The organism is Viridibacterium curvum (assembly GCF_039544165.1).
Lineage (GTDB): Bacteria > Pseudomonadota > Gammaproteobacteria > Burkholderiales > Rhodocyclaceae > Viridibacterium > Viridibacterium curvum.
In genome coordinates this window covers 58,491-71,206 of sequence record NZ_BAABLD010000007.1, presented here as the reverse complement: position 1 = coordinate 71,206, position 12,716 = coordinate 58,491, and the positions used below count along the sequence as shown (strand labels likewise).

The 12,716-nt window shown below is 64.2% G+C and carries 13 protein-coding genes, 1 other RNA gene and 1 riboswitch; of the genes, 5 read left to right on the top strand and 9 right to left on the bottom strand.

What is annotated here, in order from left to right; translation table 11 throughout:
* Positions 1-10: 10 nt before the first annotated feature.
* The 8 genes from rfaQ to btuB form a co-directional block, all read right to left on the bottom strand.
* Entirely contained in the window at positions 11-1,117 is a 1,107-nt protein-coding gene (gene rfaQ / locus ABEA02_RS06700; protein ID WP_345532105.1) for a putative lipopolysaccharide heptosyltransferase III, read from the bottom strand.
* Between the two features lie 44 nt (positions 1,118-1,161).
* Complete coding sequence (locus tag ABEA02_RS06695) at positions 1,162-2,052, bottom strand: cobalamin-binding protein (protein WP_345532104.1); 891 nt, start codon at positions 2,050-2,052, stop codon at positions 1,162-1,164.
* 104 nt (positions 2,053-2,156) lie between these two features.
* Entirely contained in the window at positions 2,157-2,954 is a 798-nt protein-coding gene (locus tag ABEA02_RS06690) for an ABC transporter ATP-binding protein (protein ID WP_345532103.1), read from the bottom strand.
* Entirely contained in the window at positions 2,951-3,928 is a 978-nt protein-coding gene (locus ABEA02_RS06685) for a FecCD family ABC transporter permease (RefSeq protein ID WP_345532102.1), read from the bottom strand. The genes ABEA02_RS06690 and ABEA02_RS06685 overlap by 4 nt, the downstream gene beginning before the upstream one ends.
* Positions 3,925-5,490, bottom strand: coding sequence for a cobyric acid synthase (locus ABEA02_RS06680; protein ID WP_345532101.1), 1,566 nt, complete (start codon positions 5,488-5,490; stop codon positions 3,925-3,927). The genes ABEA02_RS06685 and ABEA02_RS06680 overlap by 4 nt, the downstream gene beginning before the upstream one ends.
* Positions 5,477-6,133 carry an HAD family hydrolase gene (locus ABEA02_RS06675; protein ID WP_345532100.1) on the bottom strand — a complete coding sequence of 219 codons (657 nt, stop codon included), beginning with the start codon at positions 6,131-6,133 and terminating at the stop codon, positions 5,477-5,479. The genes ABEA02_RS06680 and ABEA02_RS06675 overlap by 14 nt, the downstream gene beginning before the upstream one ends.
* Positions 6,134-6,138: 5 nt before the next feature.
* Complete coding sequence (gene cobO, locus ABEA02_RS06670) at positions 6,139-6,750, bottom strand: cob(I)yrinic acid a,c-diamide adenosyltransferase (RefSeq protein ID WP_345532099.1); 612 nt, start codon at positions 6,748-6,750, stop codon at positions 6,139-6,141.
* A 48-nt stretch (positions 6,751-6,798) separates the two neighbouring features.
* Positions 6,799-8,616, bottom strand: a complete 1,818-nt coding sequence (btuB, locus tag ABEA02_RS06665) for a TonB-dependent vitamin B12 receptor (protein WP_345532098.1) — start codon at positions 8,614-8,616, stop codon at positions 6,799-6,801.
* Positions 8,617-8,738: 122 nt separating this feature from the next.
* A riboswitch (cobalamin riboswitch) is annotated at positions 8,739-8,965 on the bottom strand.
* Between the two features lie 163 nt (positions 8,966-9,128).
* On the opposite strand from btuB, the gene ABEA02_RS06660 reads away from it, so the two are divergent.
* The 5 genes from ABEA02_RS06660 (at position 9,129) to ABEA02_RS06645 (ending at position 11,495) form a co-directional block, all read left to right on the top strand.
* Positions 9,129-9,332: a hypothetical protein gene (locus ABEA02_RS06660; RefSeq protein ID WP_345532097.1), complete on the top strand. Its 204-nt coding sequence runs from the start codon at positions 9,129-9,131 to the stop codon at positions 9,330-9,332.
* A complete protein-coding gene (locus ABEA02_RS06655; RefSeq protein ID WP_345532096.1) occupies positions 9,329-9,634 on the top strand; it encodes a cell division protein ZapA in 306 nt (101 codons plus the stop codon). Before ABEA02_RS06660 ends, ABEA02_RS06655 begins: the two co-directional genes overlap by 4 nt.
* Before the next feature lie 200 nt (positions 9,635-9,834).
* Positions 9,835-10,014: non-coding RNA, 6S RNA (gene ssrS, locus ABEA02_RS20165), on the top strand.
* A 167-nt stretch (positions 10,015-10,181) separates the two neighbouring features.
* A complete protein-coding gene (locus tag ABEA02_RS06650; RefSeq protein WP_345532095.1) occupies positions 10,182-10,637 on the top strand; it encodes an EVE domain-containing protein in 456 nt (151 codons plus the stop codon).
* Between the two features lie 48 nt (positions 10,638-10,685).
* On the top strand, positions 10,686-11,495 hold the full coding sequence (locus ABEA02_RS06645; RefSeq protein ID WP_345532094.1) for a sulfite exporter TauE/SafE family protein: 810 nt from the start codon (positions 10,686-10,688) through the stop codon (positions 11,493-11,495).
* Between the two features lie 559 nt (positions 11,496-12,054).
* Here the strand turns inward: ABEA02_RS06645 and ABEA02_RS06640 are convergent.
* Positions 12,055-12,705, bottom strand: a complete 651-nt coding sequence (locus ABEA02_RS06640) for a hypothetical protein (RefSeq protein WP_345532093.1) — start codon at positions 12,703-12,705, stop codon at positions 12,055-12,057.
* Positions 12,706-12,716: the final 11 nt, after the last annotated feature.

The following is a 12,716-nucleotide window of genomic DNA, read 5'->3' as shown; positions in this document are numbered from 1 at the left end:
CCAGGAATGATCACGCCTCGGCCCCTAGCACCCGGTCCACAGCAGCCAGCACCTGCTGCACGGGAATCGTCGTCAGGCACTCCGACACCTTGCCGCCGCCACAACCGTCCTGTCCGCAGGGCCGGCAGGGATGGCTGCTGGTCACGATCTCGTGCCGCACCATCCACGGCCCCCACTCGCGATCCCCGGACGGCCCGAACAACGCCACGCAGGGCGTGCCGACTGCTGCCGCGATATGCATGGGCGCCGAGTCCACGCCGACGAACAGCCTGGCGCGCTCCGCCACGGCCGCCAGTTCCTTCAGCGACAGCTCACCGGTCAGGTTGATCGCCTGCACACCCGCAGTCCTGAGGATGGCCTCGACCATGCTGCGCTCGCGCTCATCCGGCGCACCCGTCAGCACAACGGTTTCACCGCGCGTCACGAACTGCGACAGCAACTCCGCGCACTGCGCCACCGGCCAGCACTTGAAGAACCAGCGCGATGCCGGATGAAAATGAATGAAGGCACCAGCCTGCACGCCCAGCTCGGCAAGCCTCGCATCGACCCTGGCCTCTGCCGCCGTACCGGCAACCAGACGAAGCCTGCGTGCCTCCGCCTGCGGCTGAATGCCGATGCGGCGCAGCGCGTCGAGATGCGTATCCACCGTGTGGCGACGCCCGCCACCCACCGTCTTGTAGAGATGCGTAAAGGACTTCTTCCAGAACTTCGCTGCCTTGGCCCGCACCGGCGCCACGGCCCAGCGTGCGCCGAGAAAGCGCGCCAGCCAGGCGCCACGCGGATGATCGGTGAGATGGATGATGAGGTCGTAACGCCGCGCACGCAGGGCACTGAACACGCCCCACTCCGACTTCAACTGCGCCAGCACGCCACGCTTCTTCGCGTTGCGATCCAGCGCATGCAACTGCGCCAGCGCCGGATGGTCGGAGAGCATCGCCGCCGTATCGGCAAACACCAGCGCGTCGATCTCGCAATGCGGTGCAGCGGCCTTCAGCGACGACAACACGGGCGATGCCAGCAACACATCACCGTGATGACGCAGCTTGATGACCAGCGCACGGCGGACTTCACCGAGCGGAACGGCATCGGGCAGGTAACTGGCTGTGGATTCAGACATGGGCGGGATTGTCTACCAAAGCCGCCCGGCGTGCACAGCCCGGCTCAGCGCCGTGCCCCCTCCAGCACCGCACACACCGCCTCGGCCGCATCAAGGATGCGCGGCCCGTGGCGACTGATTTCGTCACCCGAGACCATCCACAGCTGGCGGTTCTTCACGGCCATCATGCCGGGGTAGGTCTGCCAGCTCGTCAGCCGGCTGTTGGCATCGGCACGCTTTGCGGCCGGGTCACCATCGCTCTTGCGCGCGGTGAAGATGACATCCGGGTCGGCAGCGATGACGCTCTCGGTGGAGAGCTGCGGCACGGTCATCGGCTCCTTGCCGAACACGTTGATGCCGCCGCACAGACGGATGACGTCGGAGATGATCTGTCTGTCGTTGATGGTCAGCAGTGGCTTGTCGCCGATCTGGTAGAAAACGCGCAGCGGCTTGCGGCCCGCGTAGGTGCTGCGTAGCTTGTCGTGCCGATGGCGGAAGCGCTGTGCCGCCTCGTCTGCACTCGGCCCCACGCCCAGCAGCACGCCCAGGCGCTGCATCACGCCGGGCAGGTCGGCAATGTCCTGCGCTTCGATGTAGAACATCGGGATGCCCAATGTGCGCAGCTTCTCCACCTCGCGCAGCGCGTTGCCGCGATGCCAGACGAGCACGAGATCGGGCTTGAGCGCCGCGATGCGTTCGAGGTCGAGGCGCTGGTTGCTGCCGATGCGTGGCACTTTCAACGCAGCTGCCGGGTAGTCGCTGTAGTCGATGGCGCCGACCAGCTTGTCACCTGCGCCGATGGCAAAGACGATTTCGGTGAGGCTGGGCGCGAGCGAGATGACGCGCTGCGCGGGTTTGTCGAGGGTGAGTGTCTGGTTGGTGTCGTCCTTGACGGTGATGCTGGCCGCAGACGCAATGCCTACCCCGCTCAGCGCCAATAGAACAACGACCGTCATTCCCGCGAAGGCGGGAAGCCAGCGCCTTTTCTTGTAACCGGCTTGCACGTCGCTGGATTCCCGCCTTCGCGGGAATGACGTGCGGTACAAACGCCCAAGCCTTGTCACACTGCCTCCCGCCCGAAATCAATCCTGAACCAGCGCGCAGCACCTTCATCCAGCACACTCACCCGCACCCCGTAAGCCTGCCCCAGCGCCTGTGCCGTCAGCACTTCATCGCGCACACCTGCCACCGCCCCGCCACTTCCATCCAGCAGCAGCGCATGCGTCGCCAGCGTCCAGGCAAGGTTGAGGTCATGCACGGCAGCGATCACCGTGCCCTGCTCTGCACTCCAGCGTTGCAGCAATCCTTGCAGCGCGGCCTGGTGCGCCCAATCGAGATGCGAGGTCGGCTCATCGAGCAGCAACAGCGGCGCGGCCTGCGCGCAGGCTGCAGCGAGCGCCACGCGTTGCCGCTCTCCGCCACTGAGTGTGCGCACATCCTTGTCGGCAAGATGGGCGGCGTCGAGCTGTTCGAGGCATTGCTGCGCGAGGGCGCGGCACTCCGCCATGCTGCGACCGGGCTGACTGACCAATGCAGCACCTGCAACAGTCTCCCACGCAGTCACCGGGAACGGATCCAGCCAGAACTGCGGGCACCAGGCTCGCTCACGCGCAAGTTCGCGTGGCGACCAGGCTGCGAGCGGCTGGTCGCCCAGCACGATGCGCCCCTGCGCGGGCTGGACAAGTCCGGCCAGCGCCGCCAGCAGGGTCGACTTGCCCGCCCCGTTCGGCCCCAGCAGCACCCAGCGCTCGCCGGGCTGCACGCGCAGGTCCAGCGCCGCGACGAGCACGCGGCCATCGTCGGCACCACCGGCGCGCAACTGCAGGGCATCACACTGCAAAGGCAAAGCGGCCTTCATTGCCCGGCCCGCCTGCGCAGCAACAGCACGAGGAACACCGGTACCCCCACGGCGGCGGACACCACACCCACCGGCAGTTGCGACGGCGCGATGACCGTTCGCGCCACCGCATCGGCCAGCACGAGAAACACGCCGCCCAGCAAGGCCGAGAACGGCAGCAGCCACTGCGCGCTGCGCAAACCCAGCAGGCGCACCATGTGCGGCGCCACCAGCCCGACGAAGCCAATGCTGCCGGCGGTGGCCACCGCGGCGCCCACACATACGCAGGATGCGAGCAGGGCGACACGCCGACGCTTCGCCACCGGCACACCCAGGGTCCAGGCCCAACCATCGCCGCGCGACATCAGATCCAGCTCGCGCGCATGCGGCCAGGCCATCAGGGATGCCATGCCGACACCCGCCCACACCGGCCACCAGTGCGTCACGCCATTGAGGTCACCAAGCAGCCAGAAGATGATGTTGCGCAACTGCTGGTCGTTGGCAATCGCCAGCATGAACGACACCGCCGCGCCGCAGGCCGCGCCGATCATCACACCCACCAGCAGCACGACCACCGTGCCCGTCTGCGCGCCGGGCAGGAGGCCGCGCCCCATGCCGCGCCAGGCCAGGGCGAAGACCAGACTGGTGCTGAGCAAGGCGCCGATGGTCGCTCCCAGCTCGGCCGCCAGGGCAAACGCGGGCAGCCACATCAGCGCAATGAGCGCACCGACCGAGGCGCCACTGGTGACGCCCAGCACGTGCGGATCGCTCAGGGGATTGCGCGTCACGATCTGGATCAATGCGCCACCCAGCGCCAGCGCTGCACCCGTGCCGAACGCGGCCATCACGCGCGGCACGCGGATCAGCCAGACGATGTCCGGCGAGGTCCAGCCCCAACCACTTGATCCCAGCATCAGCCCCAGCCAGATGGCACAGGGCACCGCGAGGAGCGCGATGACTGCAGCCGCGATGAGGGGCGGGGGCCTGAGCGTCATGCCGGCACCGCCACGCTTTGCGCGAGTATCGCCATCAGCTTGTCCGCATCCATATGCCCGCCAATCATGTCCGCAAGGCGCTTGATGCTGGCCTCGCGCTGTGCCGCGACATCGGGCGAACTGGGCGCGGTGAGGCCAGCCCAGGCCAACAGGGCGTCACACGCAGCCGGCGTATCGAAAATGCCGTGCACGTAGGTGCCGAGCACCTGCCCATCGTCCGACATCGCCCCCTCTGCGTAACCCGGATGCAGCGCAGCGGAATCCGGAGAGGCGTCGTCGTACGCCCCTGTATTCAGAGCTGTGGCCTGAATTAAGGCTACGGGTCGCTGCAAGGCAACGCCTTCACTCACGCCTGCGTGAATCTCATAGCCACTGAATTCGGCATCACACCAGGCCAGCTTGCCCTGCACGTTGCGCAGTTGCTTCTCTGCCATCAGCGTCGTGCGCATCGCGAGATAGCCAAGGCCTGCCGACTCGCCCGCAGCGCCTTCGATGCCCTGCGGATCGCTGACAAGCTCGCCCAGCATCTGGAAGCCACCACAGATACCCATCAGCTTGCCGCCATAGCGCAGGTGCCGCGCAATGGCCGCATCCCAGCCCTGCGCGCGCAGGAAGGTCAGGTCGGCGCGCACCGCCTTCGAGCCCGGCAGGATGATGAGGTCACAGGGCGGAATCGCCATGTCAGGCCCGACGAGGTAGAACTCGACTTGCGGGTGCGTGCGCAGCGCGTCGAAGTCGGTGTGGTTGGAGACGCGCGGATAGACGGGCACCGCCACACGCAAACGCGGCTCATCACCCTGCGCAGCGACAACATCACGCGGCAAGGCGTCCTCCGCCTCCAGCTGCAGTCCGGTCAGGTAGGGCAACACCCCCAGCACCGGTTTGCCGGTGCGCGCTTCCAGCCAGTCCAGCCCGTCCTGCAGCAGCGCGATGTCGCCCCGGAAGCGATTGATGACAAAACCCTTCACACGCGCCTGCTCCGATTCCGACAGCAAGGCCAGCGTGCCGACGAGGTGCGCGAACACACCGCCCTTGTCGATATCCGCCACGATGATCACCGGGCAATCGACGGCCTCGGCAAAGCCCATGTTGGCAATATCGTTGGCGCGCAGATTGATCTCGGCCGGCGAGCCGGCACCTTCGACAATCACCGCCTCGTACTGCGCACGCAGCCGCGCGAAAGATTCGAGCACGGCCGCCTTCGCGGTGGCCTTGTAGGCGTGGTAATCCAGCGCTGCCATGTTGCCGATGGCATGCCCCTGAATGATCACCTGTGCGCCCACATCGGTCGTCGGCTTGAGCAGCACGGGATTCATGTCGGTGTGCGGCGCGATGCGACAGGCCGCAGCCTGCACGGCCTGGGCACGACCGATTTCGCCACCATCACTGGTCACCGCAGAATTCAGCGCCATGTTCTGCGGCTTGAACGGCGCAACGCGCACGCCCTGCTGCTGTAGCCAGCGGCAGATCGCGGTCACCACCGTGCTCTTGCCGGCGTCCGAAGTGCAGCCTTGCACCATGAGCATGCGGGCCATTGACGAGCAGGTTTCAGGCGATGACATCCAGCACTTCCGCCAGGCTCGTCACGCGCGCCACATAACAGGGCTCGTACTGCGCCGGCCACTGACCATGCCGCTCCAGCCAGATCGCACGCAAGCCGGCTCGCGTCGCGCCCACGGCATCATTCACCGCACAGTCGCCAACGAACCAGGCCTGCTCCACCGGCACGCCCAGCTTCTTGAGCGCATGCAGATAGATCGCAGGCTCCGGCTTCTTGCTGCCGAACTCTTCGGAAATCACGGCCACATCCGCCCACTGTGACAGCGCCGTGCGGTTGATCTTGTCGCGCTGGGTGCGCGAACTCCCGTTGCTGACGATGCCGATCTTCCAGCCACGCGCTTCGAGCGTGTGCAAAGTGTCGAGCGCGTCCGGGAACAAGGTCGGCGCCACCCAGGCCTGCGAAAGGAAACGCTCCACCAGCGCAGCCACATCGGCATGCGGCATGTAGCGCGCGCTGAGTTGCTCAAAGAGTGCGCGACGCGATGTGGCACCGAGATTGTCGATCGCGAGGAAGTCCTGCACGAAGGCTTCTTCCACGACGCCCTGTGCCAGCCCCTCCTGCCAGATCTGTCGCGCAAAGCGCACGAGCCCCGCCCGACGATCAATGAGCGTCTCGTCGAGGTCGAACAATACGGCTCCACGCATGACACTCACCACTCAATGCCCGGCATGGCTTTGACACCCGCTGCGTAAGCGTGCTTTTCAAGCCGCATCTCGGTCACGGTGTCCGCTTCGGCAATGAGTCCGTCCGGCGCGGCGCGCCCGGTGATGATGAGGTGCTGCATCATCGGACGTTCATTGATGACCTGCATTACTTCATCCAGCGCGAGCCAGCCGTACTTGAGCGTGTAGGTGAATTCGTCGAGCACCAGCAGGTCGATCTTCTCGTCACGCAGGTAGACGCAGGCCTGCTCCCAGGCGGCGCGTGCCGTCTTGCGATCCTGCTCGTCGTTCTGCGTGTCCCACGTGAAGCCGTCGCCCATGACGTGCCATTGCACGCGCGGGTGGTCGCGGAAGAAGGCTTCCTCGCCCGTATCCGAACGACTCTTGATGAACTGGATGACAGCGCAGTTCATGCCGTGGCCCAGCGCACGTGCCAGCACACCAAAGGCCGCGCTGCTCTTGCCCTTGCCATTGCCGGTATTGACGAGCAGCAGACCGCGCTCTTCCTCTGCCGCCTGGATGTGGGCGTCGATCAGGGCCTTCTTGCGCTGCATGCGCGCCTTGTGACGCGCGGCGCGTTCTTCATCAAAGCCAGACATGCGAACTCCTTGAAAACAGGGCGGGCCAAACGAACCCGCCCACAGCACTTATTGCATTTGATAGCGCAGGGTCACAAACGCGCCGAAACCTGCCTGATTGTAGAGGTAGGCCGTCTCGTAACGCTTGTCGAAGAGGTTCTCGATGCGCAGTTGCAGCTTGAGCGACTTGTCGTAGCGGTACTCGGTGCGCAGATCCCAGAGGCTGTAACCACCCAGCTTGGTCGTATTGGCCGCATTGTCATAGCTGCGACCACGCGCGCTCCAGGTCAGGCCTACGCCGAAGTCGCCGATGTCCTGGTCAGCATCGACGCGCGCCATCTGGCGCGGACGACGCACCAGCAAGTTGCCTTCGTTGGCACCACCCGAATGATCCTTGGGGTTCTGGAAGGTGGCGCTGGCACCAAGGTTGGTCTTGCCGAACTTCGCTGCGCTCGTCAGCTCCAGGCCGTGGATGCGCGATCGCAGAACATTGTTTGGCGGGGAACCGGAAATCAGGTTCTTGATGCGGTTGTCGAAATACTGCACACCCCAGCGCGCTACGCCCAATTCGCCCTTGAATCCGATCTCCCTGTTGCGGGCCGACTCGGGTTGAAGGTTGGGGTTGTTGAAGCCGGGAAAGTAGAGCTGGTTGAACGTCGGCGCCTTGAAAGCCGTGCCGTACGCAGCGTTCACCTGCAACGCCTTCGCAAACGCGTAACCGAAGGCGACGCTGCCCGTGTTGTGGCGACCGTACTGCTCGTTGTTGTCGTGACGCAGGGCAAGCTCGGCGCTGGCACTGCCGATCTTGCCGAGGTACTGCCCAGCGAAGCCGGTGTTGCGACGGCTCTTCTGCGTGTACGCCGTCGTGCTGATGACCTCGTCACGCATCGTGTCCAGCCCCACCACCAGGGTGTGACCCTTGGCAAGCGTGAAGTCGTTGAGCCAGCTGGCGCTGTCGCGACGCGTCAGGAAGCGGCCGGTGAATGCGCCGTTCTTGTAGCTCTTGTTGTCGTCGTGCTGCTGCGCCACCGTGAGGCCAGAACGCCAGACATCGAGCGGCGTGAAATCGATCTTGCCGCTACCGAGCTGGGTGCGCGTATCCGACTCGTTCTGGAAGCCACCATCGTAGTTGTTGCTGCCGTCGTACTGCAGGTACTGCACCTCACCACGCACGACCTCACCCACACTGGCACCACCGCGCAGGTTGAACGAAACATTGCTGTAAGGATCGCGGTCCGGCTCGTTGGCAAAACAACCGCCCGATGCGCCGCCGCAAGCGTTAAAGCTGCGCGTCTTGCCACCGGTGACACCCGCCGAGGCCCACAGGCCCGCTGCATCGCCCACACCGGCGAAGGCGCTGCCGCTGTAGGTCCCGCGCGAACCGCCACCCAGACTGACGGCCGGCTTCGCTACGCCCTTGCGCGTAAAGATCTGCAGCACGCCGCCGATGGCTTCGGAACCATAGAGGCTGGCGCGCGGGCCGCGCACGATTTCGATGCGCTCGATCTGTTCCAGCGGAATGTCTTGCAGGCCGGCCGAGCCCGCAGTCGCCGAGCCGATCTTGACGCCATCGATCATGATCAGCACGTGGTCGGAGTTGGTGCCACGCAGGAACAGCGAAGTCAGCTTGCCGGGGCCGCCGGTGTTGGCCAGCGTCACGCCAGGCATTCCCGTCAGCACATCCAGCACCGACTGGGCTTGCTGGCGTTCGATGTCCTTGCGCGTGATGACCGTGACCGGCGCAAGGGTCTCATCGACCGTGCGCGCGACACGGTTGGGCGTCACGACAGTCAGAGGCAACTCCGCGTCCTCCTGTGCCGCCGCCGGCGCGCAAAAACCAATGGAAACAAGCGCCAGGGCTGGCGCAGACAATTTGTGAAAGTTCAAGATCGACTCCTGCCGTGCCGCCCGCACGGGTATATGTAGAAAGGGCAGAACGCAGGGTGAGAGAAGCGACGCGTGCCGTAGACGAGGTCGACGCAGCATGCCGACATCGCCCACCGCAATGCGCAAACAGAACGCTCCTGGCCGGTCTCCGGGCTTGCGAGGGGAGCAGATGGCTCCGGGCGCCGCGCCTTCCCGTGTCGAACACAGTGGCAGATTGCGACGCCTTGACTCGCTTACCGTTGCGGGGGCAGCGCCGGACTGGAAACGCGCAGAACGCGCATCGCACCGGCTTCCCGTTTCACCCCGGCCAGCGAACGCCAACCGGGACACCTGAAGCAGGGCGCATTTTAGCCCGGATAAGCCGTCATTCCAGCGTCTTTCTGCGGACAACACACGCGCCCTGACCCAAATCAGGCGCAGGCAACCGAACCGCAGGCTGGCCCAACCGTCACGCCGCAGACCGGCAGTACTGCCTTGACCCCGTTTGAGAGCCCGGCCTACCATTCTTCCCCATGGACTCCGAACTGAAACAGCTGGAAGAGAACGCCCATCGCCTGCTGGCCGAGTACCAGCAGTTGCGCGACGAGCATCGCACGCTGGTCGAGCGCAGCACTGCGCTTGAGGCAGACAACCGCCGACTGCGCGACAAGCTCAACCAGGCGATTGCCCGCGTCGAAGCCCTGATCGCCCGCTTGCCGGAGCAGGAAGAGTCATGAGCGACAGCGAAAAGCTCGACATCGATCTGATGGGTCGCCAGTACAGCGTGTCGGTGAAGCCCGAAGAGCGGGAAACCCTGCTCGCTGCGGTCAAGATGGTCGATGAACGCATGCGCAAGCTCGCAGAAAAATCATCGGCCGGTGGCGAAGCACTTGCGCTGATGACGGCGCTCGACATCGCCAACGAATTCATCACGATTCAGCATGGCGCAGCGGTGGACATGCCCGCTTACCGGCGTAGAATCAAAACAGTCGGTGAGCAGATGGAAAAGGCGCTCGCCAAGCAGGAACAGTTGTTCTGAACATGCACCTCTGACTTCAGTTCTGTCATGTTCAGGCCGTAGAATTGATCGGAATGTTTTACAGAATTCGGGCGCATGATCCACCGTGCCCAATTCGTGGGATGCGGTAGGCAGGACGCGAAGACGAAGCGCAGACAGTGCCGAAGCATGGCAAGCTGAAGTCGACAAAGTCATGCGTAGCGCATCCCACGAATGAAAGTTTTCCCCTGCGGTGTTTGTTAAGGCCATAACTCCTTGAACCAATGTCTTTTGACATGGTTGCCAGCCACAAAACCCGCTGTTGTGAGCGCCCCTTTGTTGGGTGCACCTGATGCGGACCGGTAAGCGACCCCCTGAACCCAGGTTCAGGAAATTGGTCTGACGGCACAGGCGGGGGATCCCCACAAAGACGCGGCCTCATCTTGCGATGAGGCCGCGTTTCTTTTTGTGTCATCCCGCTTTCACGACACATTCTGCCCGCTTGGCCGATTGACACTGCAGCACCGCAAAGCCAATCTGCCACCTGCTCCCAGCACTCCACTGCCTACAACGCATGCGCTACTGGCTGATGAAATCCGAACCGGCAGATTGCTCCATCGACGATCTCGCCACCATGCCCAACCAGACCGTGGCCTGGTACGGCGTGCGTAACTATCAGGCACGCAATTTCATGCGCGACCAGATGAAGATCGGCGACCTCGCATTCTTCTACCACTCATCCTGCCCGCGCCCCGGCATTGCCGGCATCGTGTGCATTGCAAGCGCGGCTTACCCCGACGATACGCAATTCGACCCCAAGAGCCGTTACTTCGACCCCAAGTCCTCGCAGGAAGAACCTCGTTGGCTCAACGTCGACGTCAAGCTCGTTGAAAAAACTCCTTTCGTGGATCTTTCCGTTCTGCGTGACACGGAAGCACTGGCATCGATGCGTATATTGCAGAAGGCCAACCGCCTCTCGATCACACCGGTCGACGCCGAAGAATGGCGCACCATCACGACGCGCCTGATGAAGCCAAAAACCTGAGCGCGCCGATGCGCTAAGCTGCGACTCCCTCACGCAGCAAACCTTGCCATGTCGTACATCAATCTCTGGCTCGTCGCGTACATCGCACTGGGCCTCGTATCCGGCTTTCTTGCCGGCCTGCTCGGCATCGGCGGCGGGCTTGTCATCGTCGCCGTCCTGACCTTCGCGTTCGACGCCCAAGGCATGACACACGCCATTGTCCTGCCGCTGGCACTGGGCACTTCGATGGCGACCATCGTCTTCACGTCCATCTCCAGCTTCCGCACCCACCAGTCGCATGGTGCCGTACGGTGGGACCTGGTGCGCGACATCACGCCCGGCGTCATCCTCGGCACGCTGGCGGGCACCATGCTCGCAGCGCGCGCCTCCACCGCGGCGCTGACCCTCTTTTTCGGCTGCTTCGTTCTGGTCATCGCCGCGCAGATGGCTTTCGGCCTGAAACCCAACCCCAGCCGCGAGCTACCCGGCATGACGGGGCGCCTTGTCGGCGGCACCATCATCGGCGTCGTGTCGGCGCTGGTAGCCATCGGTGGCGGCTCCCTGACCGTACCCTGGCTATCCTGGTGCAATGTCCGCGTCCAGCACGCCATCGGCACGTCAGCGGCCATGGGGCTGCCGATCGCCCTCAGCGGCACGGCGGGCTACCTCTGGAACGGCTGGTCGCAACCCGGCCTGCCTGCGGGGGCAGCCGGCTATGTCTACCTGCCCGCTCTGCTCTGCCTTCTGGCCAGCAGCATGCTCACCGCGCCCTCCGGTGCCCGGCTCGCCCACCGCCTGCCGGTCACTACGCTGAAACGCGCCTTCGCCCTTTTGCTGGCGTTACTGGCCGTCAAAATGTTCTGGCGCATCCTCGAATGAGGGTCAGATTGATGCGGCGCACCACCCCGTAGAACAAGCATTGGCGCCATATAGGTAGTTACCCTTACATGCAGTGCACCATCAAAAACTTTTAAGGAAAAAACCGCATTAATCTCCACATAAACTTTTGTGATGTGTGAGAATTCGCGTCCGGACTGAGCTCCGCGCAGGAATGCGCCAAGCACACCGGGAGGAAACTGGAGACAGACAAGGCCCTGCAATGACAGTGAGCCGATGAGTTGCGGCCGGGACCAACGCCCGGAAATCAGCAACCAAAGCGATGGCCAAGCAGTAGTCGCTGTAGCAAGCCGGGCCCCGCAGGCCCGGCTAGTAGCACCCCCTCGCAGCACCGCACCCCCAGCCTTCAACAAGAGACATCCGGCAAGCGCCCTGACCGACACGAAGTCGGCATGAAAGGTCACTCGCCCGATGCCTCATGCGGCACAGAAAGTTTAGGGGGAGGGAAGTCCGGTTTCGGATTTCCTGAATTGGGAACGGGAAGCCACCGCGGCTTCCCGTTTTTTTATGTCCCGATGAACTGCGGCGCGTGGGCTGCCCGTTACGGTTTTTTCGCTGAACTGGCTGAGGACTGGCGCGCCGCATGGGCTTTGCGCCGCTCGGCATAACGCGCAGCATCCTTCTGCGCCTGCTCGGCCCTTGCCTTGGCGGCCTCCGCCTCACTCGCGCGGCGGGCCGCTTTGTCAGCCTTGTCGGCCTCGGTCTCGCGCTTCAGCGGATGCGGCGCGGCTGGCGCACGCGGCGTCGCGCCTCGTGGCCCCGAAGCATCGCCACTGACCGGCGCACTCCCGGCGCGACCAGGCTCAATGACCCAGTCGCCCGCCTTGGGTACCCTGGGCTTGGGACGATTGCGTTCGCGCAACGCCAGTTCATGGGCACGGATCGAGCGCTCCAGCCCCACCGCCTCCATTTCCATCGCTCTCGCGGTATTGACCTGCTCCAGCCAGGTCTCACGCGCAGAGTCACGACAGGCGTTCTCGAAGAAGCTCTTGCGGCACTCGATGTCGTCCTGCTTGCGGCGCTCATCGGCCTTCTTCTGCAAGGCACCGGCATCCTTCCGCAACATCGCCGCCCGCTCGGCGCGGGCCTTCCAGACCTCGGGCCCTTCCTCCATGGGTTCGGACTGCTGCGCAAATGCCGCCGCAGACATCAGGAACAGTCCAGCGAGCAAAACCTTGTACAACACGCTCATGGCGCGAATTC